Origin of the sequence: Dyella sp. SG562 (assembly GCF_011759495.1) — a bacterium.
GTDB classification, from domain to species: domain Bacteria; phylum Pseudomonadota; class Gammaproteobacteria; order Xanthomonadales; family Rhodanobacteraceae; genus Dyella_D; species Dyella_D marensis.
Genome location: NZ_JAAOYS010000003.1, coordinates 82,868 through 107,271 on the forward strand (window position 1 = coordinate 82,868; position 24,404 = coordinate 107,271).

The following is a 24,404-nucleotide window of genomic DNA, read 5'->3' on the forward strand; positions in this document are numbered from 1 at the left end:
CGATCCCTCAGCGGTAATTAAAGTCGGGCGACGACAGCAGGAAGGTGTTCCACTCCTGCTGCGAGGCGGCCTTGCCCAGCGCATCGCGCGTGGCCACCGAAAGATGCGGATCGATCGCGTCGTAGTACAGCCGCGTGGTCAGCATCGGAAAGCCGGGCGCCACGCCGTTGCTGCCCTCGGGCACGAACAGGCGGTTGTTGCCGGTGCCGATGGCGCGCGCGATCTCGAAGCGCTTGGCCATCTGGCCGGAGCTGGCCCAGCCGGCGGCGTCCAGCGGCCAGCCGTCCGGCGTTAGGCGGCCATAAATCGGCTCGCCCAGCTGGTTGAGCCAGTTCAGCAGCGGACGCGCATTCACCACCGGGCGGCCGTCGTAGGCCAGGCGCACCGAGGAGACCACGAACTGCATCGGGTCCTTGAACTTCTTGCCGCTGTCGGCGGTGAATTCCTTGGCCTCCAGCATGGTGCGCAGCACCTTGGCGATATCGCCGTCGCTGCGCTGGAAGGTGCGCGCCATCTTGTCGACCAGGGCCGGCGGTGGCTCGTCGGCGACGAAATAGCGGGCCAGCTTGGTGGCGATGAATTTCGCGCAGGCGGGCTGGCGGGTGATCAGGTCCACCGCCTTTTCCACTTCGTCGAAGCCGCTGCCCTTGATGCGCTGGCCGAGCAGCTGCTTGTCGTCGAAGTCGTGGCGCATCGGGTTGAACTCGAACAGGCCATCGCGCACGTAGAGCGAGGCCATCTTCGGATTGATGCGCTGCTTGTCGGCCGGCGGCGCGATGCCTACGCCGGTGAGCACCAGGGCCAGCTGCTGCACGTCCTGCTGCGTGTAGCCGGAACCCACGCCCAGCGTGTGCAGTTCCATCAGCTCGCGCGCGTAGTTCTCGTTGACGTGGCCCTTGGCGTTCTGCGCGTTGTCCAGGTATTCGAGCATGGCCGGGCTTTTCAGCGTGGCCATCACCAGGTCCTTGAACTTGCCCAGCGCATACGGGCGGATGCTTTCCTCGGCGAAGCGCGCGGCCACCCAGCGCACGCGTCCCTTGGCCCCGTAGATGCTGAAGTGGTTCAGCCAGAACCACACCATCTGTTCCTTGAGCTGGTTGGATCCGTACACAGCGCGCAGCAGGGCGGCTTGCTGGGCTTCCTGCAGCAGGTCGTTGCCACGCTGCTGCAGGGCCTTGCGCGCCTCCACCTTGGCATCGCCGTCGGGCATGTCCTTGATGCGTTCCTGCTCGGCCTGGTACGAGGCGATCAATTGATCGGGCGGTGTGCTCACCACCTCGTAGCCGCGGATCAGCTGGTCGATCGCCGGCGGCAGCTCGTCGCCGAGCTTGTCGTCCAGTTGCGCATCGAGATAGCGGTCGCGGCCGAGCTCGCGATAGCGCGCCACGCTGGCGCTGTCCAGGCCGAAGCCGTCGCGGCGCAGCCAGGCCACGTCGTCGGCGCCGAGCGCGTCGCGGCCGTGCGCGGAAGCGGGCGGCGCGGCGAGCGCAAGCGTCGCGGCGCAGGCGAGCAGCAGGGTGGAAAGGTGTCGGCGTAATGCCTGTGGGCGGAATGGAGCGGAGCGGCGCATGCGTCTTGGCTTCCTGGCGGTTGACGTCGGCGAGGGTTGCGGGAACTGACAACGCGTCACCTTGCCATGCGTCGACACGGGCCATCCGTGCATCGGGCCGCATTCGGCCGGCATTCACCACCCGGGCTGCCGCATGAACTTGCGGTGGCGGGCGCTTTCAGAACTCGTCGACGAACTCCACCGCGATATCCAGCTCGCGCGTGGCCAGCAGGGCGACGTTGCGCACCAGCTCGGCTTTCTTCTGCGGCGCTTCGATCTCCACGCGCACCACGTCGGCCTGGTTGTCGTCGACCAGGTCGCTGGAACTGGAATCGTCGCGCATCTCGTCCATGGATTCTTCGTCCACGTCCTCGACGTGTTCGATGCCATCGATGCCGCGGATCGCGCCGATCAGCGTATCGATCTTGTCGCGGTTGCCGGAGACGCGCATTCGGATCATGGGCATGGCGGAGTACCGGGTGCTGCGGATGCGCCGACATGCTGGCGCGGGGCCTGTATGCAACGGGTGATGCAAGCGGTAAGGATCAGTAGTGGCGACGCGGCTTTTCATGCTGCAATAAGCGCAGTGCCAGCCGACGCATCGCCCATGCCCAAGACCTACGACCGCGCCTATTTCGACAAGTGGTACCGCAACCCGCGCCATTCGGTGGCCTCGCCCACGGAGTTGCGGCGCAAGGTGGCGATGGTGGTGGCGGTAGCCGAGTACTACCTGGGCCGGCCGATCCGCAACGTGCTGGACGTGGGTTGCGGCGAGGCGCCGTGGCGCGCGCCGCTGCGCGCATTGCGGCCGGGCATCGCCTATCGCGGTCTGGATGCCAGCGAATATGTGGTGGCGCGCTACGGGCGCAGCCGCAATATCGGCTGGGCGCGGTTCGGGCAGCTGGCGGAGCTGCGCTTCGACGAGCGCTTCGACCTGATCGTCTGCACCGACGTGCTGCATTACCTCAAGCCGGCGGAAATCCGTGCGGGTCTGGTCGGCATCGTCGACATGCTGGAGGGCGTGGCCTTTCTGGAGGCCTATACCAGCAAGGACGACGTGGCCGGCGACCACGACGGCTTCGCCTCCCGCGCGCCGTCCTGGTATCTGCGCAACTTCCGCGAGGCGGGGCTGCTGCCATGCGGCTCGCATTGCTATCTGGGGCCGCGGCTGGAACGGCGCATCGCGGCGCTGGAGCGGGCGCAGCTGGCCTGAGCCGGGCCTGGCGCGGGTTCGACTGGGGGCGGGCTTTCCGCCTGAAATGCTGGCTCCCTCCCGGCCGGAGGGAGCCAGGATCGCTATGCGGCAATCAAGGCAGGTTGTCGAGGTCGACGTCCGGCGGCGCGCCATTTGCCGTGCGCACGAAAGTCTGACCCGATGCGACGGACGGCGTAAAGAAGCCGTCGTTGCGCAGATAGAACGCGTTGCCATCTTTCAGGCCCCCGGCGAAATCCAGGCGCTGCTTGTTCAGGCCGGTGGGGTCGACGTCGTAGTAGGCCGAGGTCAGCTCGGTCCACGCTCCACCTGCGGGCTTGGCCCACTCGTTGCCGTAGGTGGCGCGGCGGCCGATAAAGCCGTGGTCCGGATCGAACGATTCCAGGAACGAATACAGGCCCTTCAGATACGTCGCCACGCCGGGATATTTCCAGGTGGCGATCAGATGCCAACTGCAATTGCCGTGCGAGCTGTGCGCATTGCACTGTCCGCGCGAGGCCGCATCGGCGAACCACGAACTGAACAGCGTATTGCCCGCATCGTCGAGCTGCGCGCGAGTGATGAAGCGATAGGTATGGCCCGCTTCCCACGGGTAGACCAGGTAGCTCTGGCCGCCGGTGCCTTCGCCGCCGAAGCCATTGGTGGTGACGCCGGGACCTTTGCGCACCAGGGAAGTGCTGCCGCCGCTCGGCGGGTCCCATACCGAGAACAGCACGCGGCGTTCGGTGGGCGAGTTCACCTGGATGCCGAAGTAGCCGACGTTGAAGCCGTTGGCCATGTAGTACGAGCCGACCGGATCCGCGCCCACCGGCACGGTGATCTCGCTGTAGAAGTATTCGGTATTCGCCGGCGCCTTGAAGCCCAGGTGCACTGAGGGACCGCGGCGCGACCAGTAGAAATTGTCCGGATCGTTGGCGTAGGTCAGGCCAGCCGCGGCGGCGCTGCCGGACACCTGCAGGCCGCTGATGTCGCCGTAGTAGCTGCCGTCGGTGGACACGCCCTGCAGATCCACGCGCACATAGCCAGGCTGCGCCACGGTAAAGCTGCCGGCGTCGAACGGACCGGCCCCGGCGCTGCTGAGGTTGGCCAAGCGCGACTGGCCGTTCACCGACACCTTCACCGTGCTGTGGCTGGCGCCGCCGAGCGAACCGACCAGGGCGAGTTTCAGTTCGCCGGCCTGCTGCACGTCGAAGAACACGCTGACCACGGCCTTGTTGGAATCCCAGTTGTGCAGGCCGTCGTCGGCGATGGTCTCGTCGGCGGTGGGCGCGGGATGAGTGACGTAGGCGTTGCCGCCGAGCGGCACAGTGTCGGTTGCGTCCTGCGCCATGGCGGCGCCGGACATGGCAAGCAGCGCGACGAGGCTGCGGTACATGATCGATCGCATGATTCCCTCCCAGTGGATGACGGTGGTGCGTCCCGCGGCCGGCGCGGGATAAAGCGGCGCGGCTGCCTCAGGGCAGGGCGTTGAGATCGATGTCCGGCGCGGTGCCGTTCGCGCTGCGCACGAAGGTCTGGCCGGAAGCGACGGATGGCGTAAAGAAGCCGTCGTTGCGCAGATAGAACGCGTTGGCGCCGCTGAGGCCGCCGGCGAAATCCAGGCGCTGCCTGTTGAGGCCGGTGGGGTCGACGTCGTAATACGCGGAGGTAAGCTCAGTCCAGGCACCGCCCGCCGGTTTCGCCCACTCGTTGCCGTAGGTGGCGCGGCGTCCGATATAGCCGCGTTCCGGATCGAAGCATTCCAGGAACGAATACAGCCCGCTGAGATAAGCGCTGGTGCCGGGGTATTGCCAGGTGGCGATCAGGTTCCAGGTGGCCGGCGTGGAGGCGTCGGAAAACCACGACGTGTACTGCGTATTGCCGTTGCCATCCGGTTGCGCGCGGGTAAGGAAGCGATAGGTGTGGCCCGCCACCCAGTTGTAGACCAGGTAGCTCTGGCCGCCGGTGCCTTCGCCGCCGAAGCCATTGGTGGTGACGTTGGCGCTCTTGCGCACCAGGGTGGTGCTGCCGCTCGGCGGATCCCACACCGAGAACAGCACGCGCCGTTCGGTGGCGGAATTCACCTGCATGCCGAAGTAGCCGACGTTGAAGCCGTTGGCCATGAAGTAGGAGCCGATCGCGTCCTGCCCGGCGGGGACGTTGATCTCGCTGTAGAAGTATTCGGTGTTGGCGGGCGCGGTGAAGCCCAGGTGCACCGAGGGGCCGCGGCGCGACCAGTAGTAGTTGGCCGAATCATTGGCGTAAGTCACGCCCGCGTTGGTGGCGCTGCCGGAAACCTGCAGGCCGCTGATGTCGCCGTAGTAGCCGCCGTTGGTGGACACGCCTTGCAGATCCACCTTGACGTAGCCCGCCTGCGCCACGCTGAAGTTGCCCGCACTGAACGGACCCGGCGAGGTGCTGCTGAGATTCACGTTGTGCGACTGGCCGGCGACGGTGACTTTCACCGTGCTGCTGCTGGCGCCGTTGAGCGCGCCGGCCAGGGCAAGCGACAAGGTGCCGGCCTGCTGCACGTCGACGTAGACGCTGATCACCGCCTGGCTGGAATTCCAGTTGTGCAGGCCGGTGTCGTTGATCAGTTCGTTCGCGCTGGACGAGGTTTGCGTGATGAAGGCATTGCCACCCAGTGGCACGGTACTGGTGGCTGCGTGCGCGGCGGTGGACATCGCAAACAGCAAGGCGAGGCTTTGGTACGCAATCGATCGCATGACTCCCTCCCAAGTAGTGACGTTTCGATTCGTCAGGCGGACCGCCCCCAGCGGTCCGGTGTTGCGGGTCAGGCAGGTTTCGCGTCGCGTCGATCGTTATTCCGGTTTCGTTTTCGTTTTAAGCGAAAATGAAAGTTATTGATCCAAAACGGAAGTTAATCGACGGAAATCGGAGGATAATGAAAGTTATCGGCGATGCAAGTGCTGCGCATCGCAGTAGCGCGATGAAGGGGGAGGGGCGCCGTAGGTTGGGGTGAGCGCAGCGAACCCCAACACGCTCCATGCAGGCGCGACGCATCGTTGGGGTTCGCTGCGCTCACCCCAACCTACGTCGTGCGCTGCTAAGGATTCAGACCAGCATCACTTCCACGCCCGCCGCACGCAGTGCTTCCACTGCCTTCGGCTCGGCGCTGTTGTCGGTGATCACGCGATGCAATTGCTGCACGGGCGTGATCACCGAGAGGCTGCGCTGCCCCAGCTTGCTCGCGTCGAACACCGCGATGGTTTCGCGCGATACGCGGATCATCAGCGCATTGAGCGAAGCTTCCAGCGGATCCGGCGTGGTGACGCCCACCACCGGATCGAGTCCATCCACGCCCAGAAACAGCTTGTCGGCGGAAAGCTTGGCCAGCGCCTGTTCCGCGTCGGGACCGACCAGCGAATACGAGGTCTCGCGCAGCAGGCCGCCCAGCATCATCACGCGGATATTGGAAAGGCCCGACAGCTCCAGCGCGATATTCAGCGCATTGGTGATCACGGTCAGCGACTCGAATTTCTGCTGGCGGATCTGCCGCGCGATCTCCACCGTGGTGGAGCCGGAATCGAGAATCACCGTTTCGCCATTCTGGATGAGCCGCGCCGCGGCCTGGCCGATGCGCAGCTTCTGCGCGTGATGGCGCGTCTCCTTGATGTTCAGCGGCGTGTCGTGCGCATTGGGCGCGGTGGCGGGCAGGGCGCCGCCGTGCGAGCGGGCGATGGCCGACGTGCGCGCCAGCGATTCGAGGTCGTTGCGGATGGTGACGGCCGAGGTGCTGAACTGCCTGGCCAGCTCTTCCACCGTGGCCCGGCCCTGCTTCTCGACGTATTCGACGATCAGGCGGCGACGCTCTTCCACCAGCAGGCGGCGCGTCGGGGCGGAGGCTCGGTTTGGAGTCATGGAAGGCCTAGAAGTCGTGCGGCGTTGTCATGGTATACCTTGCGCAGGATAGCGTCTGGCAGGTCCAGCCCATAGATGGACCAGCGCCCTTGCGGCGGGGTTTCCGCGGGGGCGTAGTCGAAGTACTCGTCGTCGGTTTCCAGGAAGCGGTAGTAGATCTCGTACAGCGCGTCGCCGAACAGCTGCTGCGGCACGTCGTCGCCCCAGGGCGAGGGCACCGCATCGGTGCCGAACAGGATGCGGTCCTGGAAGCGCTCGAAGAAGCGCCGCGCCGTGCGCGGCTGGCGGCCCAGCTCGCCGATGCGCGCGCTGATGTCCACCAGGGTATTGGGATAGCGCTCCAGGCAGGCCGCCACGGCTGCGAGGTTTTCCGCGCCGTTGCCCACGTGCATCAGCGCGAAGGTGGTGTTCGGGTGGCGTGCGATCAGGCGGTCGCGCGCGGCGATCAGTTCGGCATTGCTGGGGAATTCCGGGCCGTAGAACGACCAGTCCGGATGCCTCGCCAATTCCTCGTAGCGCTCGTTGCCCGCGTCGGTGGGCAGGAAGAACGCCTCCGGATCGGAGACGTGCATGAACACCGGCAAGCCCAGCGCGGCGCAGGTTTCCCACATCGGGTCGAAGCGGCGGTCGTCGATCGCCACCAGCGGGCCGTCGTCGATGCGCTCGCGCAGGTACAGGCCCAGCGTCTTCAGCAGCTTCAGGCCGCGCGCGCCGGCGCGGTGGGCATGCACGATGGCGTCGGCCTGGCGGTTGGCATAGTCGGCTTCGCCGAACAGGCCGAACGAGGGTTCGGTCAAGGTGAGGAAGCGGCCGGGCGCGGCCTGGTCGAAGGTGCGGATGGCCTGCTCCAGCCCCGCGCCGGTGCCGCCGGTGAGGTTGACCAGGGTGCGGATGCCCTTGCGGTCCATTACCGGCAACAGGTCTTCCGGTTGCGCGAAGACGGTGATTTCCTCGCCCACCGACACGCCGTTGCGCACGTTGGCGGTCCAGGTGAGGTGGGTGTGCATGTCGATCACCGGGAAGCGCGGGCGCTCCACCCGGGTCTGCTTCACGTGCAGCATGCTGCGCGGCTTGAAGTCGAACAGGCGCAGGCTGCTCTTGCTCTCGTCCGGCGCGGTGGCGAGCTGGTTCTTGCCGCTGTCGATGCGGACAGTGCCGGCGCCGGTGGGCGGGGAGCAGCAGAGGCAGGGTTTGGGCATGTGAGCGTTTTCTGGTCGCGTAGGTTGGGGGGAGCGCAGCGAACCCCAACGTGGTGACGGCGGTGCACGGGTTGTTGGGGTTCGCCTGCGGCTCACCCCAACCTACGTCCGACGATCAGCGCGGGTACCTGGCCATGATCTTGTGCACCTCGTGCACCAGCGCCACCGCCTGGTCCAGCGGGCGCAGCCACATGTTGCGGCCGAACATCACGCCCTGCGCGCCGGAGGCCATGTAGAACTCGACCTTGCGCAGCACCGCCGCATCGTCGTCGTTCTTCTCGCCGCCGGAGAACAGCACCATGGTGCGGCCGGCCGAGCGCACCACGCGTTCGGCACGCGCGGCGGCATCTTCCTGCAGCTGGTCGTACGGCGCCGGTGCATTCGTGCGGTGGTCGTTGGGCTCGTGCAGCTTGACGATGTCCGCGCCCATCTCGATCGCCACGCGCGCCGCGTAGTCCTGCGCGAACAGGCTGTTCTTGCCGCCCTTCGCCTCGATCGCCTCGCCGCGCGGATACGACCACATCACCAGCGGCATGCCGTAGCGCTCGCAGTCCTGGCGCACCTTTTCGAACTGGCGGATCTCGTCCGCCTGGCGCGGCGAACCCACATACATGGTGTAGCCCACCGCGTCGGCGCCCAGGCGCACCGCATCCTCGACCGAAGCGAACAGCGGCGAGGTGGCTTCCGCGTCGCTGGGGATATTGGTCTTGCCGTTGAGCTTGAGGATCAGCGGAATACGCCCGCAGTACTCGCCCATGTACTTCTCGGCCAGGCCTACGCCCAGCGCGATGGCGGAGAAGTTGCCTTCCACGGCGAGGCGGAACTGGTAGTCCGGATCGATCGCGGGCGGGTTGGGGAAGAAATCGGTCGGGCCGTGTTCCAGGCCCTGGTCCAGCGGCAGCACCAGCAGGCTGCCGTTGCGCGGGCCATGGCCGTACAGCAGGCGCCACAGGCGGGTGCGCTTGCCGTGTGAAAGCGCCAATTTCGAAAACCGTTCGGAAGTTTTCGAAAGGGCTTGTGTGCTCTGAATCATTTCGAATACCCTGCGTTTCATGATCGAACGGTTTCACATTCGAGCGAAACGGCCGAAATGTCAATAGTTGATAAGAAAACGAAAGAAAACGATGGTCTTTCCGGACTGCGCAGCCGTCCCGTGGCGGAGCAGCAGACGGCCGGCTATGCCGACACCTTGCGCGAGGTGCTGCAGCAGCCAGCCACCTGGCGCGGCACCGCGGCCCTGCTGCGCGAGCCGGCGGTGCGCGAGCGGCTGGCGCGCGCCATGTCGCCGCGGCCGCCGCACATCGTGCTGACCGGTTCGGGCAGCTCCATGTATATCGGCGAATGCCTGGCGCCCACGCTGCAGGAAGGCTTAGGCATTCCCGCGCAGGCGATCGCCGCCGGCACCTTGCTTACGCACTGGCGCGGCGTGCTGCCGCCGGGCGAGGGCCTGCTGATCTCGCTGGCGCGTTCGGGCGACAGCCCCGAAAGCTGCGGCGTGGTGGACCGCGTGCTGGCCGATGCGCCGGCATGGCGGCACCTGGTGATCACCTGCAATGCCAACGGCAAGCTCGCCACGCGCTACAACCACGATCCGCGCGTCACCGTGCTGGTGCTGGACGAGCGCACCAACGACCGCAGCCTGGTGATGACCAGCAGCTTTACCAACCTGCTGCTGGCCGGTTCCGGCCTGCTGCTGGACAGCGCCGGCGTGCTGACCGGGCAGGCCGTCGCCGCGCTGGCCGCGGTGGTCGACTACCTGTTCGACGAACAAGCCGTGGCGCTGGCGGAACTGGCTTCGCGCAACGTCGAGGGCGCGGTGTACCTGGGCAGCGGCGGCGGCATCGGCGCCGCGCACGAGGCAGCGCTGAAGATGGTGGAGATGACCGGCGGCAAGGTCATCACCATGGCCGAGACTTTCCTGGGCCTGCGCCACGGGCCGATGTCGAGCATCCGCCCCGGCACGCTGATCGTCGGCTTCCTGTCGGCGGATCCGGCGGTGCGCGGCTACGAGCTGGACCTGCTGCGCGAACTGGACCGCAAGCAGCTGGGCCTGGCCAAGCTGGTGGTGGGCGAGGGCATCCCCGCCGACGTACTGCGGCCCGGCGACGTGGCGATCGAACTCGCCGGCCTGGGCCACCACGGCGAACTGCCTTCGCTGCTGGCGGACGTGGCGGTGGGCCAGCTGCTGGCATTCTTCCGCTGCCTGCGTCTTGGCGATCGCCCCGACGCACCTTCGCAAGGCGTGCTCACGCGCGTGGTGCAGTCCTTCACGTTGCACGGAAACGGCGCGTGACGACGGCCGTGCCTGGGCGCGTGCTGGTGGTGGGCGAGGTCAATGTCGACCTGGTCCTGAAAGGCCTGCACGCCGAGCCCGCGCCGGGCCAGGAAGTGCTGGCCGACGATTTCCTGATGACGCCGGGCAGTTCCTCGATGATCTGCGCGATGGGGCTGGCGCGGCTGGGCAATGCGGTGGCGTTCCATGGCCGGCTGGGTGCGGATGCGTGGGGGCACTACTGCCTCGGCGCCATGCGCGAGGCCGGCATCGATGTCGCTTCGCTGCAGCCGGAAGCCAGCTTGCGCACCGGCATCACCGTCTCGCTGTCCACGCCGCGCGACCGTGCGCTGGTGACCTTCAGCGGCGCCATCGCGGCGCTGCGCGCGGAAGATGTCAGCGATGCGCTGCTGGCGGGCGCGGGCCACCTGCATGTGTCTTCGTTCTATCTGCAGAAAGCGCTGCGCCCCGAAATCCGCCAACTGTTCGCGCGCGCCCGCAAGGCTGGGCTGAGCATCTCGCTGGATCCGGGTTTCGATCCCGAGCAGCGCTGGGGCGACGATCTGCGCGGCGTGCTCGAAGACGTCGACGTATTTCTGCCAAACGAAGAAGAGCTGCGCGCGCTGACCGGCGAAACCGACGTGCGCAAGGCGCTGGCCGCCCTGGACAACGGCCGCACCCTGATCGTGGCCAAGCGCGGCCGGCAAGGCTGCGCGGTGCTGCATGACGGCGCGCTGCTGATCGCACCGGCGCTCGCCATCGAAGCGGTGGACAGCACGGGTGCCGGCGACTCCTTCGATGCGGGCTTCCTGCATGCGTGGCTGCGCCAGCTGCCGCTGCGCGACTGCCTGCGCTGGGGCAATGCCTGCGGCAGCCTTTCCACGCGCGGCATCGGCGGCACCACGCGCCAGGCCAGCGCGGACGAAGTCGCGGCCTTGCTGGCGGGCGCCGCATGATCACCGTCGCCGGCTTCAACACCGCGATCGACCGGCTGTATACGCTGGACGCGCTGGAGCCCGGCGTAGTTCAGCGCGCCGCCGCCGTGCAGGCGTATCCCGGCGGCAAGGGCCTGCACGTGGCGCAGACCATCGCCGCCTTGGGCGAGCCGGTGCAGCTGGTCGGCCTGACCGACGCCTTCCACCGCAACCTGATCGCCCGCCGCATGAGCGAGCGCGGCGTGCTGTTCCACGGCGTGGAAATTCCCGGCGAGCTGCGCCACTGCCTGGCGCTGCGCGAGCGCGGCGGGCGCATGACCGAAGTGCTCGATCCCGGCCCGTTGCTGCAGCCGCGCGCGCAGCAGCAATTGCTGGACACCTTGTGGCGCTGCGTGGAAGACACTGACGCCATGGTGTTCTCCGGCAGCCTGCCGCGCGGTTTCGAAGCAGATACCTATGCCGCGCTGCTGCGCCAGATCGCGCCGCGCCGCTTGCCCTGCCTGGTCGACGCCAGCGGCGAAGCGCTGCGCTTGGCCGCCGCTGCCGGCGCCTTCCTGCTCAAGCCCAACCGCGACGAGGCGGGCCACCTGGCCGGCCGCGCGGTGGACACGCTGGAAGACGCCGCCGCCGTGGCGCGCGAGCTGCACACGCGCGGCGTGGCATTTCCGGTGATGACGCTCGGCGCGCAAGGCGCGCTGGGGTTCGACGGCGCGGCCTGCTGGCACGCCTCGCTCGCCATCGCGCACAGCGCGAATGCGGTGGGCTCGGGCGATTGCTTCCTGGCCGGCGTGGCGGTGGCGCTGCGGCGCGGCCAGGAGCCCGCGCAGGCGCTGCGCCTGGGCGTGGCCTGCGGCGCGGCCAACGCGCTGCACGAGGAGACCGGCTATGTGCAGCGGGCGCAGGTGGAAGCGCTGCTGCCGGAGGTACGGCTGGTCCGCTACGACGGTTGACGACACCGCGCGACGCCGTGGGAGCGGCGGCGCGCGGGACGGTGTTACGAGGCCACGGGGAGGACCGTGGTGTTTTCCAGAACTGGAGAGAACTGCGGCATGTCACCTGTATCCGTATCCGAACTTCCGCCTTCGCTGCGGCCTGCGTTAGCCAGGCCGCGCCGCAAATTCATCGCCGTGCTGCTCGCCGTGCTCGGCATCGGCTCCGCCCAGGCCGCGGATGATGCGGCCTTCGGCAACAGCGCCATCGCCGCGCGCTGGTCGTATGCCGGCGGCAAGCTCGATCGCCTGGTGGTGGACGACAAGATCAACCAGCGCCCGCTGGAGATCACCGCACCCTTCGTGCTGACCCTCGCGGACGGCAGCAAAATCACCACGGCCGACATGCGCGCCAGCGCCGCGCCGAAGACAGCGGCACTCAAGGCCAATGCCAAGGCTTCGCGCCTGGCCGAGCGCCTGAAGGGGCAGTCGGTGCGGACCAGCTTCACCGACGCCGACGGCCGCTTCCGCGTCGACTGGCAACTGGTGCAGCGCGAAGGTTCGGATTACCTGCGCGAGATCGTCACCGTCACGGCGCTGAAGCAGGACGAGGCGATCAAGCGCATCGACTTGCTGCAGGCGAAGATCGCCGATGCGGAAGTGATCGGCACGGTGGCCGGCTCGCCGGTGGTATCGGGCCGCGATTACCTCGGCTTCGAACATCCGCTGTCAGGCAGCCAGGTGCACGGCAGCAAGGTGAATCTGTGGATCGACCGCGAGCTGCCGCTGCGCAAGGGGCAGTCGGTGACTTATTCGGCGGTGATCGGCGCCACCCATGGCGACCAGCTGCGCCGCGATTTCGCCGCCTACGTCGAACGCGAGCGCGCGCGGCCTTACGCGCCGTTCCTGCATTACAACTCCTGGTACGACATCGGTTACTTCACGCCCTACACGGAAGCGCAGGCGCTGGACCGCATCCATGCCTTCGGCGAAGCGCTGAGCGTGAAGCGCCACGTCAAGCTCGATTCCTTCCTGTTCGACGACGGCTGGGACGACCGCAGCGGCAGCTGGCATTTCAGCAAGGACTTCCCGCACGGCTTCCTGCCGCTGCGCGATGCCGCCGCCAGGTACGGCGCCGCGCCCGGCATGTGGCTGTCGCCCTGGGGCGGCTACGGCCCGCCGAAGAAGGAGCGCGCCGAGCGCGGCGCGCAGGCCGGCTACGAGATCATCGACGGCGGCCTGGCGCTGTCCGGCCCGAAGTACTACCAGCGTTTCCACGATGCGGTGATGGAGCTGGTGACCAAGGACGGCGTCAACCAGTTCAAGTTCGACGGCACCGGCAATGCGGACAAGGTATTCCCGGGCAGCGTGTTCGACAGCGACTTCGGCGCGGCGATCCAGCTGATCGAGGACATCCGCGCGGCCAAGCCGGGCACCTATATCAACCTGACCACCGGCACCACGGCTTCGCCGTTCTGGCTGCGCTACGCCGATTCGATCTGGCGCGACGGCGAGGACGACGACCTCACCGGCGTGGGCAGCAAGCGCGAGCGCTGGATCACTTACCGCGACCGCGAGACCTACCGCAATATCGTGGTCAAGGGGCCGCTGTTCCCGCTCAATTCGCTGATGCTCCACGGCATCATCTATGCGAAGGAAAACCGCAACCTCGGCAGCGATCCGGGCCACGACTTCGCCAGCGAAGTGCGCTCGTACTTCGCCACCGGCACCCAGCTGCAGGAGCTCTACATCACGCCCACGCTGCTGACCGAAGCGGACTGGGACGTGCTGGCCGAGGCCGCGCGCTGGGCGCGCGACAACGCCGACGTGTTGCGCGATTCGCACTGGATCGGCGGCGACCCGGGACGCCTGGACGTGTACGGCTGGGGCGCGTGGTCGCCGAAGAAATCCATCGTCACCTTGCGCAATCCGGATGCGCAGCCGCAGACGGCCGTGCTCGACCTGGCCCGGCAACTGCAGCTGCCGGCCGATGCCGCGCGCCACTTCGGCGTGCGCGACGTGTGGAAGACCGGCGGCGGGCAGGTGCCCGCTTCGCTCGATGCCGACCACGCGGCGACGGTGCAGCTGGCGCCGTTCGAAGTGCTGACGCTGGAACTGACACCCACGCGCTGAGCGGATCCGGCCGTCCGCCACGGGAGGTGCGCGGACGGCTGGCGATCTTCGGGGAGGTAGGCATGACCACGTTCGAGCGCACGAGGCGCGGACTGTTGAAAGCGGCGGCCCTGCTGCCGCTGGCGGGTACGCTGGGCGGGCTGGCGCGGGCAGCGGAGCGGGCATCGTCCGTGGCCGATGCGGCGCAGGCGAGTTTCGCGATCAAACCGGAAGGAACGGGGCGCGTCGTCAGCGAGTCGCTGGCGAGCCTCAGCTACGAGACCGGCCAGCTGGCCGATCCGACCTTCTTCTCGGCCGGCAATCGCTCACTGGTGGAACTGCTGCGCCGCATGAATCCGCGGGGCGTGCTGCGCATCGGCGGCAATACCAGCGACTTCACGGTATGGAGCGAATACCGCGGCACGCTGCCGCCGCAGCCGGCGCGCAAGGGCGGACCGCAGCATCCGGTGGTGTTGCGCCCGGAGGCCTTGCGCGAACTGGCCAGCTTCCTGCGTGCGACCGGATGGAAGCTGATCTTCGGCGTCAATCTGAAGATCGGCGTGCCGGCGATGGCAGTGGAGCTGGCCCTGGCCGTGCGCAAGGCGGTGGGCGACGACCTGGTGGCGATCCAGATCGGCAACGAGGCGAACAACTACGCCAAGGACTACGCCAGCTTCGAGGCGATGTGGCTGCCGTACGCCGAAGCGTTGCGGAAGGCCGGCCTGCCGCTCGGCGGACCGGATACCGGCGCCAACTCCGACTGGGTGGCCGAGTTCGCCCGGCGACACGGCAAGGACAGCGTTTTTCTCAGCCGCCACTACTATCGCGATGCCGCGCCGCGCGGTTCGATCGGCGACCTGCTCGGCGGCGATCCAGGTTGCATCGAAGATACCGAGCGCCTGGCGGGCCTTGCCGATGCCACGCATCTGCCGCTGCGCCTGACCGAAGCCAACTCGTATTACTTCGGCGGCCGCGACGGCGTCAGCAACGTTTTCGCTTCCGCGCTCTGGGGCGCGGACTTCATGCTCGCATTGGCGCAACTGGGCGTGGCGGGCATCCATTTCCATGGCGGCACGCTGGCTTCGGTGGAAGCCTCGCTGGGCCGCGAGGCCAATGCTTCGACCACGGCGACGGACATCGCCGCGCGCCGCGATGCCGTGAGTTCCCGCTATTCGGCCATCGCCGGCAACGTCGAACTGGGTTTCCAGCCGCGGCCGCTGTTCCACGGCATCGAGCTGGCGCAGCGCTTTGCCGGCGCACGCATGCTGCCGGCGCGCTTCGACACCGGCGGCGCCAACCTCGGCGCCTATGCCGCGCGGCGCGGCGACAGCGTGCTGGTCGCCATGATCAACAAGGACTGCCTGCGCGACGCCGACGTCGCCGTCGGCGGCCTGGCCGGCTACGGCAAGGGCAACACCATGCGCCTGCGCGCGCCGGCGCTGGACAGCCGCGATGGCGTGAGCTTCGCCGATGCCAACGAAGACGTGCACCTGGATACGCAAGGCGCGGCGCGCATCGCCGTGCCGCGCGGCAGCGCCGCGCTGCTGAGTTTCGAACGGATGGTTTGAAAGGGCCGGCATGGACGCCGATAGCTGCCGGCCGCGCGCCGGCAGCGGGGAAGGAGCGGTCAATCAATGAGCCATAAAACGATTGGGGAGTTGCCGAAATGAACAAGCGTCAAGCCAAGTACCAGAGTCTGTGTCCAAGCCCATTGAGCCTGTTGATCGCGCTCAGCCTCACCGGCGGCATCGCGCATGCGCAGTCCACCACCGGCAGCATCGTCGGCCAGGTGCCGGCGGGCATGGGCGATACCGTCACCCTGCAGAGCGGCAATGGCCTGCAGCGCGACGTGGCGGTGGACGAGCGCGGCCGTTATTCGGCCAACCAGCTGCCGCTGGGCAATTACACGGTGACCTTGAAGCGCGGCGGCCAGGCCGTGCAGACGCGCGACAACGTGGCCCTGCGCGTGGGTGCGGCCACCGACGTGTCGTTTACCGAGGCCGCCACCAAGAACCTCGAAGGCGTCAGCGTCTCCGCCAATGCACTGCCGGCGATCGACGTGACCAGCGTGGACTCGCGCACGGTGATCACTTCCGAGCAGCTGGCCAAGCTGCCGCTGGGTTATTCGGCCGAAGCCGTGGCGCGGCTGGCGCCGGGCGCGGTGAACAACGGCGGCGGTTTCACCAGCGCCACCGGCGGTTCGCTGGTCAGCTTCGGCGGTTCGGGCGCCAACGAGAACGCGTACTACATCAACGGCTTCAACACGACCGATCCGCTGAAGTCGGAGGGCGGCCTGACCTTGCCCTACGGCTCGATCGACCAGGAAGAGGCCTACACCGGCGGCTACAGCGCGCAGTACGGCCGCTCCGACGGCGGCGTGCTGAACATGGTGGGCAAGCGCGGTACCAACGAATGGCATTTCGGCGGACGCGCGAGCTGGGAACCGGCATCGCTGCGTTCCTCGGCCAAGAACTTCTATTACCAGAACGGCCTGCCGAATCCGCCGCTGCCGACCGGCTCGCTGTATTCGCCGCGCGAGAAGAACGAATACTGGATCACCACCTACGACGCCTATGTCGGCGGCCCGATCGTCAAGGACAAGCTGTTCTTCTTCGCCTCGGCGGAGATGTCCAAGCAGCAGGGCAGCTCGGTCGGCACGGTGACCAGCAGCTCGCCGTACCAGACCTACCAGTACAAGATGCCCAAGTGGTACGCGAAGCTGGACTGGAACATCAACGACAGCAATATCGTCGAACTGACCGGCGCCTCCAACAAGCGCTCCTACCAGGGCAACCTGTACCGCTACGACTTCCAGAACATGGTGCCCGGCCGCCTGGTCAGCCATGCCGACAGCACCAAGAACGGCGGCGACCTGTGGACGGGCAAGTACACCGGCTACCTGACCGAGAGCCTCACGCTCACCGCGCAGTACGGCAAGATGAAGACGCGCGCGTTCCAGCAGCCGGTCGGCTATGCCCCGGATCTGACCTACGTGTCGGGCATCACCGCGCAGAACCCGGCCATCGTCGGCAGCCAGCCGCGCTTCAACAACCAGACCACCACTTCGCTGTACGACCCGGACCGCGGCAACACGGTGACCAACCTGCGCGTGGCGCTGGAGTACAAGCTGGGCGACCACACGCTGACCGCCGGCATCGACAACCTCACCGCCGAAGCGCTGAACCAGGGCAGGGTGACCTCCGGTCCCGGCTACAGCTGGAGCTATGGCCATTCGGATCATCCGACCGCGCCGCTGGATCCAGGCCTGGGCGTGGGCCCGACCGCGGGCTTTCCCAACGGCGCCACCGGCTATTACGTGATGAGGAACGTCAACAGCCAGCTGGCCAACGTCAAGACGGTGGAGCATGCGCAGTACATCGAGGACAACTGGCAGTTCAACGACCGCCTGCTGCTGTCGCTCGGTATCCGCAACGACCAGTTCACCAACTACAACGCCAACGCGCAGCCGTACATCAAGCAGACCGCGCAATGGGCGCCGCGCCTGGGCTTTGCCTGGGACGTCAACGGCGATTCCAGCTTCAAGGTGTTCGGCAATATCGGCCGCTACTATCTGGCCTCGCCGCTGGAGCCGGCGCTGAGCGCCGCCGGCGCGCAGACCAGCACCACGCAGTACTTCACCTACAGCGGCATCAATCCGGACGGCACGCCCAGCGGGCTGACCCAGATGTCGCCACCGGTCTCGGCCAACAACAACTTCGGCGTGCTGCCCGACCCGAAGACGGTGACGGCCAAGGACCTGAAGTCGATGTACCAGGACGAGTACATCCTGGGCTTCACCAAGACCCTGGGGCAGGAGTGGGTGTACGGCGCCAAGGCCACCCGCCGCGTGCTGCGCAGCGCGATCGACGACTTCTGCGACGTCGACCTGATCACCGCCAAGGCGCAGGCGCTGGGCTACAACGTCAGCTCGCTCAACAGCTGCTATCTGATCAACGCCGGCCGCGCCAACACCTTCGTGGTGGTGGACGACGCGGGCCAGCACCACGACGTGAAGCTCAGCCGCGAGGAACTCGGCTTCCCGGACATGAAGCGCAAGTACTACGAGCTCGACCTGTTCCTGGAGCATCCGTTCGACGGCAAGTGGTACGGCAAGCTCGACTACGTGTTCTCGCGCAGCTACGGCAATACCGAGGGCTGGACGCAGTCGAACGTGCAGTCCGACGGCCCGAGCGAATCGGCCGACTGGGACAATGCGCCGATCATGGTCTACAGCAATGGCGACCAGGGCAACGACCACCGCCACCAGATCAAGCTGTGGGGCTATTACCAGATCACGCCGGAGTGGCTGGTGTCGGGCAATGTGTCGTTGATCTCGGGTGCGCCGAATGTGTGCCTGGGGCTGTTCCCGGGCGACAATCCGGATCCGTCCGGCTATGGCTCCTCGTACCACTTCTGCCGCGGCGTGCCGGTGACGCCGGGCAGCATCGGCCGCCTGCCGTGGCAGCGCCAGGTGGACCTGGGCGTGAAGTACACGCCGGACTTCGCCGCGCACAAGCTGGGCCTGCACCTGGACGTGTTCAATGTGTTCAACAGCCAGCCGGTGGTGAACATCACGCCGAACCTGTATGCCAAGTCCGACGGCACCTTGAATCCGCTGTACGGCACGCCGCGCGTGATGCAGGCGCCGCGCTACCTGCGCTTCTCGGTGACTTACGACTATTGATGAGCGACGGCACAGGGACGTGCCTTTCCATGGAATGCCCATTCGGCCACATGGCGTGTCCGGATGATTTGAACTGCAGCGGGCGGAGATATCGATGGCCGGTTTGGGGCTAATCAAGGCAGGTTCGATCCTTATTTTCCTGTGCGGGATATCGACCATGCATGCCCAGCCGATGCCAGCCAAGGCCGCGGCGGCGCCCGCCGCCGCGGACGACGACGCCAACGCGCCCTACAAGGTCTACGACGCCACGCCGGCCATCACCATGGGTCCGCTGCTGCTGGACATGGCAGAGGACTCGGTGGTGATCGAGTGGATGACCGATGCGCCAAGCGACGCCAAGGTCAGCTACGGCGAGCATGCGCTCGACCATGAGGCGGTGCCGCAGGTCGACGGCCTGGTCTCGGTGGGCACGATGCATCGCGTGGTGCTGCGCGGATTGCAACCCGGCCGTACTTACCAGTACCGCATCGCCTCGCGGCGCGTGGTTGCGCTGAAACCCTACTGGCCGGATCGCGGCCGGACCGTGCAAAGTCCGCTCTACAGCTTCACCACCTTCGATGCGTCGAAGGCCAGTACCCGCTTCGCGACGATGACGGACACGCACGAGGACGTCGAGCGCGTCCGTGCCCTGGCCGCGCTCGCGCAGCGGCAGCCGGTGGATTTCATCGTGCATACCGGCGACGGCGTGCATTACGCCACCAGCGAGAACCAGCTGAAGGACCGGTTCCTGGAGCCGCTGGCCACCGGGTTGCAAGGCCGCACGCCATTGATCTACGCGCGTGGCAATCACGAATACCGCGGCGAGTTCGCCCGCTCGCTGGGCGACTATCTGCATGCGCAGGAAGGCCGCTACTACTACACCCGCGATCAGGGGCCGGTGCACCTGGTGGTGGTCGATACCGGCGAGGACAAGCCGGATGCGACCAACGTCTACGCGGGCCTCAACGACCTGCGCGCGTACCGCGCCGAGGAATACGCCTGGTTCCAGCGTGTGCTCGCGGACGAACCCAGGGTGCGCAGCGCGCCATTCACGGTGGTGCTCGGCCACATTCCCCACTGGGGCTGGCTGGACGGCGCCGACGCGGAGTGGACGAAGCGCGCGAACGAAGCCAAGGTCGATCTGTTCATCGCCGGCCATCTGCACCGGCTGGAACGGGTGAAGCCGGGCGAGCGCGGCAACGACTTCACCATTCTCGCCTTGGGCCAGGACCAGATCGCGCGGGTCGAAGCGGACGAGCGGGAGCTGAAGGTCACCGTGCTCGATCGTGCCGGCAAGGCTCTGGACACTTTCGTGCTGGAACGCAGGAGCAAATAGCGGCCGGTGCGGCTGCTAGCGTCGCCTGGCGCGAAAATGAGCGCTCACGGCAAGGTTTATCGAGCGTGGCGACAGGAGCGGCGATAGAGCCTGGGGCGAAGCAGGGCTTGCCGCGGCGGCGGCCGCCGCGGCAAAGGCGGGCGATTGCGTTCGCGCGCGCTTGTTCGATGGCCGGGCAGCCGCGGCTGCTGCCGGTGTGGCCGGCGCCTGTGGATGGGCGTGAATCGCAGCGGTGCGCGCCGACGAACCCGCCCCCGAACCCGCCGCTGCGGGCGGAGAGTCCGCGAACCGCCGCTTGCCGCCTGTGGCTTGGCCGGCGCCGTGTGGCGGCGTTGCCGCCATGGCGGCGGCCGCTGTTGCTGCGGAGGGGGACGCCGCGCTTGCCGCTGCGGCCTGAGGGGTGTGGCGCTGAGTGATGCTGGCGCTTCTGGATACGGCCGCGGATGCCGCTGCCGCTGCCGGCGGAGGCAGCGCCAAGAGCGGCGGCAACGCAGGGTGCGACGGGAGGTACCCACCGCCGGCAACGGCGGCCCCGGCGGGCCGGGCGCTGTCGCGCATAGGAGAATAGGGTGCGTCGGGCAGCAACTGCCGTTGGTTGTCGTTGAGGTCAGTCATCGCCTGGCGGGCATGACGCATGACCTCATGCCGCTCGTTGGCAGGCAGCCGCATGAAGTAGTGCCGGACGTCGAGCTTCGCCGCGTTTCGATCTCCTTCGTAATTTTGCAGGGCCGCCCTGTCCTTGAGTTTGCCGGCATTCGCGACGGTGCTGGCGTACTGACCTGGGGCCATGCTCATCACCATCAGCGCGGCGGAGGCCACGCCGGCAATACCGGGCGTCATGATTGGCGCCTGCAGCATGTGCATCCCTTGCACACGCAGGAAATCGTGTGCCGCCGCCTGGCCCGTGGTGTCCGTGCCCGAGCCGCTATGCCCGGCCGCCGTTCCGCCGGGCACGCTCAGGAAGGTCCTTGCCGTGTCGGGCCTGGCGCCATCGCCCGCTTCCATGAGCGGTCTGACATTGGCTTCGAAAATCGTCGCGCGTGAGTAGTCGCGCAATGCGCTGTTGCCTGTATTGACCGGCAGAGTGGATTCAATCCTGCCCACGGTGCGGTGGGACAGGAATACCGCCATGTCGGTGGTGACCGTTGCTTCGTGGTATCCGCTCTTGTGCTTGGCCTTGGTCGGGTTGGAGGGGACCCGGAAATGCTGCGCGGCGATCTTCTTGCCGGCGATGACGTTGGCGGTGGCTTGCGTCCTGAATCCGCCTTCTCTGGCTTTCGCTGCGGTCAGTGTCAGGTCACCCAGCGCACGATATGGCGCCACGGATGCCGATTGCGCGGGATGGGCGGCGGCGCTCATCGGCGATAGCGAATCGGATGTGCCGGACGCCGCCGCGGCGGCGGCTGCCGCACGGGGAGTCTGCTGCGGGGACGCTACGGACCAGTGTGCGGACGGCGGCACCTGCAACGCGCCGGCTCCGGCTCCGGCGGCTGCCTGTGGCCGATGGGTTGACGCCGTGGAATGGCGCGGAGGCGGCGGCGACATCTGCCGTGCTCCCGCTCCTGCGCCTGCAGCGGCGGCAGCTGCTGTGGCGCGGGGCGGCTGATGCGTGGGCGCCGCGGGGCCGGGGGAGGAAGGAGGCGTCACCGGCGGCGTCCCTGCCGCCGCTGCTGCAGCGACAGCCTGTGCCGCACGTGCCGCCGCCCGGATGTGGAGCTGATGGCGCCGCGGCGGCCTGGCGGGAGTCGCCGCAGGCCTCATCCGCGCAGCTGCAAGCCAGCTCGCGGCGGCGGACAGTGGAGCAAGCGGAGGCGGTGATGCCGGAGGCGTGTGCCTGGCCGGCGGGGACGAAGCGGCCGCAGCCGCAGCCGCGCGAGCGCCCGCGGGCATGGTGCTCGGCTTGGCCGCCCCTGAACCTGCGCCGCCGTCCTGCTTCCTTGGCATGACCCTGATTCCCCCATCAAGGAGGTTGGAGCCTAGCCGCGGTTATTCCAGGCCGCCAGTGCGTGGCTGGCGGCGTGAAGAGAATGCATGCAAGCCCTTAGCCGGCTCGCGGGGGGAGCGGATAATCTGCGGCCTGATCTTTGCGGAGAGGGAAGTCGATGCGTGCCACCGATACATCCTTGCGGCACCTGGCGTTGCGGCAGCTGCTCGCGGTGACCATGTTGGCGCTGATTTCCTGTGTTGCGCATGCCGATGCGGTTTTCGACACGGCACCGGCCCGAATGGCGCTGAAGCGCCTGCTGCCACGGCATGAAGCGCAGATCGCACTGTCCGCGCTTGCTCCCGGTGGCGGCGATCGCTACAGCATCCGCGGTACGCCGGGGCATATCGAGATTGCCGGTACTTCCCCGGCGGTGCTGCTTACCGGCGTCGAGGCCTATCTCGAACAGGTGCCCCGCGTGAGCATCGGCTGGCCGGGCGACAGCCTCGACCGGCTGCCCGCCACGCTGCCTGCGCCGACGCATCCGATCGAAAGCCATGCGGTGGTGCCCGACCGCTTCGCGCTCAACGACGTCGACGATGGCTATTCCGATGCCTATCTCGACTGGCCGGGATGGGAACACAAGATCGACCTGCTCGCATTGCGCGGCATCAACGAGGTGTTCGTGCCGGTGGGCGCGGAGGAGGTGTACCGCCGCGCGTTCCGTGAGTTCGGCTATAGCGATGATGAACTGCGCGCGTGGATTCCGGCACCCGCGCATCAGCCGTGGTGGCTGCTGCAGAACATGTCGGGTTTCGGCGGGCCGATATCGGCGCAACTGTTCGCGCAGCGAGTGGCATTGGGTCGCCGTATCGTCGAGCGCCTGCACGAACTGGGCATGCAGCCGGTGCTGCCGGGTTATTTCGGCACGGTGCCGCCGGGCTTCGCGGCGAAGCAGCCCGGTGCGGCCCTGGTGCCGCAGGGCGAGTGGGTGGGATTCCAGCGGCCGGACTGGCTGGATCCGCGCGATGCGGATTTCGCCAAGGTGGCTGCTGCGTTCTATCGCCACCAGCGAGAGCTGTTCGGCGATGGTGTGCTGTACAAGATGGATCTGTTGCATGAGGGCGGCAGGGCTGGCGACGTGCCGGTGCGTGACGCGGCGAAGCAAGTGTTCGCTGCGCTGGATGCCGCGCATCCAGCCGCGCGCTGGGTGCTGCTCGGCTGGCAGCACAATCCGCCGCACGCGGTGATGGAAGCGGTGCCGCATGAGCGCCTGCTGATCGTCGATGGCCTGTCCGACCGCTACAACGGCATGGACCGCAAACGCGATTGGGCGGGCGCGCCGTTCGCATTCGGCACCATTCCCAATTTCGGCGGCCACACCACGCTCGGGGCGAACGCCGGTGTGTGGATCCGGCGCTTCGCCGCGTGGCGGCGCGAGGATGCGGGTTCGCTGCGTGGCATCGCCTATATGCCGGAGGGCAGCGGCACCGATCCGGCCACGTATGCGCTGTTCACGGCCCTGGCCTGGACGCCGGTGCCGGACGATGCGCCGCGCTGGTTCGAGCGCTATGCGGTGTACCGCTACGGCGGAGGCGACGCTCATGCGCGCGCTGCGTGGCGGATCCTCGCGCGGACCGCTTATGCGATGCCGTCGGGCGAATGGTCGGAACCGCACGACGGTCTGTTTGGCGCAAGGCCGAGCCTGGATATACGCAGCGCGGCGACCTGGTCGCCCACCGCTGCGCGCTACGATCCCGCACGCTTCAACGGCGCCGTATGCGAGTTGCTCGAGGTGGCGCCGGCATTGCGCACCACCTCTGCGTATCGCCACGACCTGGTCGACATCACGCGGCAGGCGCTCAGCAATCAATCGCGGCTGCTGCTGCCGCGCATCAAGGCAGCCTACGAAGCGAAAGACAGGAAGCAGTTCCAGGCGCTGACCACCGCATGGATGGACGACATGGCAATGCTCGACCGCCTGCTCGCCTCCGACCCCGACTTCCTGCTCGGCCGCTGGCTGATGCACGCAAAGGCCGCCGCGCGCGACGACGCCGAAGCTGCGCAGCTCGAATACGACCAGCGCTCGATCCTGGCCAGCTGGGGCGACCGCTCGGGTGCCGATCGCGGCGGCTTGCACGACTATGCCAATCGCGAGTTGGCGGGCCTGGTCGACGGGCTGTATGCGCAACGGTGGCGGCGTTTGTTCGACACGCTGCAGGATGGATTGAACGGCAGTCGGACGCAGCCGATCGATTGGTACGCGATGGAGCAGTCCTGGGCGCGCTCGCGCGAGCCGTACGTTACGGAACCCGCCGGCGATCCATGGCGCCTCGCCGGGGAGGTCGCGCATCGGTTCCGGCTCTGCGCCGCTGCCGGCGACTGAGCCGGATCGTCATCCGGTCGCGGCA

Annotated in this window: 17 protein-coding genes; 9 read left to right on the forward strand and 8 right to left on the reverse strand. The window is 67.5% G+C overall.

All coding sequences use genetic code 11. The annotated features are described in order from the left end of the window. Positions 1-7: 7 nt before the first annotated feature. Both FHW84_RS07370 and FHW84_RS07375 read right to left on the reverse strand, forming a co-directional pair. Positions 8-1,570: a DUF1800 domain-containing protein gene (locus FHW84_RS07370; RefSeq protein ID WP_167253994.1), complete on the reverse strand. Its 1,563-nt coding sequence runs from the start codon at positions 1,568-1,570 to the stop codon at positions 8-10. A 157-nt stretch (positions 1,571-1,727) separates the two neighbouring features. Next, positions 1,728-2,015 (reverse strand): hypothetical protein, encoded by a 288-nt coding sequence (locus tag FHW84_RS07375; protein WP_167253996.1) that lies wholly within the window; start codon positions 2,013-2,015, stop codon positions 1,728-1,730. Between the two features lie 141 nt (positions 2,016-2,156). Here FHW84_RS07375 and FHW84_RS07380 point away from each other — a divergent pair, with 141 nt between their 5' ends. Continuing rightward, entirely contained in the window at positions 2,157-2,762 is a 606-nt protein-coding gene (locus FHW84_RS07380) for a class I SAM-dependent methyltransferase (RefSeq protein WP_167253998.1), read from the forward strand. 94 nt (positions 2,763-2,856) lie between these two features. On the opposite strand, the gene FHW84_RS07385 is transcribed toward FHW84_RS07380, so the two are convergent. The 5 genes from FHW84_RS07385 to FHW84_RS07405 form a co-directional block, all read right to left on the reverse strand. Beyond that, positions 2,857-4,149: a DUF5077 domain-containing protein gene (locus tag FHW84_RS07385; protein ID WP_167254000.1), complete on the reverse strand. Its 1,293-nt coding sequence runs from the start codon at positions 4,147-4,149 to the stop codon at positions 2,857-2,859. A 67-nt stretch (positions 4,150-4,216) separates the two neighbouring features. After that, on the reverse strand, positions 4,217-5,467 hold the full coding sequence (locus FHW84_RS07390) for a DUF5077 domain-containing protein (RefSeq protein WP_167254002.1): 1,251 nt from the start codon (positions 5,465-5,467) through the stop codon (positions 4,217-4,219). A gap of 349 nt (positions 5,468-5,816) precedes the next feature. Continuing rightward, positions 5,817-6,623 (reverse strand): transcriptional repressor AgaR, encoded by an 807-nt coding sequence (agaR, locus tag FHW84_RS07395; protein WP_167254004.1) that lies wholly within the window; start codon positions 6,621-6,623, stop codon positions 5,817-5,819. Next, the gene (locus FHW84_RS07400) at positions 6,620-7,822 is read right to left on the reverse strand and encodes an amidohydrolase family protein (RefSeq protein ID WP_167254005.1); all 1,203 of its coding nucleotides are present in this window, start codon (positions 7,820-7,822) and stop codon (positions 6,620-6,622) included. Before FHW84_RS07400 ends, agaR begins: the two co-directional genes overlap by 4 nt. 115 nt (positions 7,823-7,937) lie before the next feature. Then, a complete protein-coding gene (locus FHW84_RS07405; RefSeq protein ID WP_243867977.1) occupies positions 7,938-8,804 on the reverse strand; it encodes a fructose-bisphosphate aldolase in 867 nt (288 codons plus the stop codon). Positions 8,805-8,975: 171 nt separating this feature from the next. Between FHW84_RS07405 and FHW84_RS07410 the strand changes: the two genes are divergently transcribed. From FHW84_RS07410 to FHW84_RS07440, 7 genes are all read left to right on the forward strand, one after another. After that, positions 8,976-10,115: a tagatose-6-phosphate ketose isomerase gene (locus FHW84_RS07410; RefSeq protein WP_343203574.1), complete on the forward strand. Its 1,140-nt coding sequence runs from the start codon at positions 8,976-8,978 to the stop codon at positions 10,113-10,115. After that, the gene (locus FHW84_RS07415; protein ID WP_343203575.1) at positions 10,112-11,050 is read left to right on the forward strand and encodes a carbohydrate kinase family protein; all 939 of its coding nucleotides are present in this window, start codon (positions 10,112-10,114) and stop codon (positions 11,048-11,050) included. The genes FHW84_RS07410 and FHW84_RS07415 overlap by 4 nt, the downstream gene beginning before the upstream one ends. Continuing rightward, the gene (locus FHW84_RS07420; protein ID WP_167254009.1) at positions 11,047-11,979 is read left to right on the forward strand and encodes a hexose kinase; all 933 of its coding nucleotides are present in this window, start codon (positions 11,047-11,049) and stop codon (positions 11,977-11,979) included. The genes FHW84_RS07415 and FHW84_RS07420 overlap by 4 nt, the downstream gene beginning before the upstream one ends. 99 nt (positions 11,980-12,078) lie before the next feature. Then, complete coding sequence (locus FHW84_RS07425; RefSeq protein ID WP_243867980.1) at positions 12,079-14,091, forward strand: enterotoxin; 2,013 nt, start codon at positions 12,079-12,081, stop codon at positions 14,089-14,091. Between the two features lie 62 nt (positions 14,092-14,153). Then, positions 14,154-15,638, forward strand: coding sequence for a hypothetical protein (locus FHW84_RS07430; protein WP_167254011.1), 1,485 nt, complete (start codon positions 14,154-14,156; stop codon positions 15,636-15,638). A 98-nt stretch (positions 15,639-15,736) separates the two neighbouring features. Continuing rightward, on the forward strand, positions 15,737-18,754 hold the full coding sequence (locus FHW84_RS07435) for a TonB-dependent receptor (RefSeq protein ID WP_167254013.1): 3,018 nt from the start codon (positions 15,737-15,739) through the stop codon (positions 18,752-18,754). 157 nt (positions 18,755-18,911) lie between these two features. Further along, complete coding sequence (locus tag FHW84_RS07440) at positions 18,912-20,069, forward strand: metallophosphoesterase family protein (protein WP_167254015.1); 1,158 nt, start codon at positions 18,912-18,914, stop codon at positions 20,067-20,069. Between the two features lie 15 nt (positions 20,070-20,084). On the opposite strand, the gene FHW84_RS07445 is transcribed toward FHW84_RS07440, so the two are convergent. Beyond that, positions 20,085-21,428 carry a hypothetical protein gene (locus FHW84_RS07445; RefSeq protein ID WP_167254017.1) on the reverse strand — a complete coding sequence of 448 codons (1,344 nt, stop codon included), beginning with the start codon at positions 21,426-21,428 and terminating at the stop codon, positions 20,085-20,087. A 743-nt stretch (positions 21,429-22,171) separates the two neighbouring features. Between FHW84_RS07445 and FHW84_RS07450 the strand changes: the two genes are divergently transcribed. After that, a complete protein-coding gene (locus tag FHW84_RS07450) occupies positions 22,172-24,379 on the forward strand; it encodes an alpha-N-acetylglucosaminidase (protein WP_167254019.1) in 2,208 nt (735 codons plus the stop codon). Positions 24,380-24,404: the final 25 nt, after the last annotated feature.

What these genes read in the sequence shown, in the direction of transcription:
- FHW84_RS07370 (WP_167253994.1), bottom strand. Translation starts at nt 1,570, where the DNA reads ATGCGCCGCTCCGCTCCATTCCGCCCACAGGCATTACGCCGACACCTT.
- FHW84_RS07375 (WP_167253996.1), bottom strand. Translation starts at nt 2,015, where the DNA reads ATGCCCATGATCCGAATGCGCGTCTCCGGCAACCGCGACAAGATCGAT.
- FHW84_RS07380 (WP_167253998.1), top strand. Translation starts at nt 2,157, where the DNA reads ATGCCCAAGACCTACGACCGCGCCTATTTCGACAAGTGGTACCGCAAC.
- FHW84_RS07385 (WP_167254000.1), bottom strand. Translation starts at nt 4,149, where the DNA reads ATGCGATCGATCATGTACCGCAGCCTCGTCGCGCTGCTTGCCATGTCC.
- FHW84_RS07390 (WP_167254002.1), bottom strand. Translation starts at nt 5,467, where the DNA reads ATGCGATCGATTGCGTACCAAAGCCTCGCCTTGCTGTTTGCGATGTCC.
- agaR (WP_167254004.1), bottom strand. Translation starts at nt 6,623, where the DNA reads ATGACTCCAAACCGAGCCTCCGCCCCGACGCGCCGCCTGCTGGTGGAA.
- FHW84_RS07400 (WP_167254005.1), bottom strand. Translation starts at nt 7,822, where the DNA reads ATGCCCAAACCCTGCCTCTGCTGCTCCCCGCCCACCGGCGCCGGCACT.
- FHW84_RS07420 (WP_167254009.1), top strand. Translation starts at nt 11,047, where the DNA reads ATGATCACCGTCGCCGGCTTCAACACCGCGATCGACCGGCTGTATACG.
- FHW84_RS07425 (WP_243867980.1), top strand. Translation starts at nt 12,079, where the DNA reads ATGTCACCTGTATCCGTATCCGAACTTCCGCCTTCGCTGCGGCCTGCG.
- FHW84_RS07430 (WP_167254011.1), top strand. Translation starts at nt 14,154, where the DNA reads ATGACCACGTTCGAGCGCACGAGGCGCGGACTGTTGAAAGCGGCGGCC.
- FHW84_RS07435 (WP_167254013.1), top strand. Translation starts at nt 15,737, where the DNA reads ATGAACAAGCGTCAAGCCAAGTACCAGAGTCTGTGTCCAAGCCCATTG.
- FHW84_RS07440 (WP_167254015.1), top strand. Translation starts at nt 18,912, where the DNA reads ATGCATGCCCAGCCGATGCCAGCCAAGGCCGCGGCGGCGCCCGCCGCC.
- FHW84_RS07445 (WP_167254017.1), bottom strand. Translation starts at nt 21,428, where the DNA reads ATGAGCGCCGCCGCCCATCCCGCGCAATCGGCATCCGTGGCGCCATAT.
- FHW84_RS07450 (WP_167254019.1), top strand. Translation starts at nt 22,172, where the DNA reads ATGCGTGCCACCGATACATCCTTGCGGCACCTGGCGTTGCGGCAGCTG.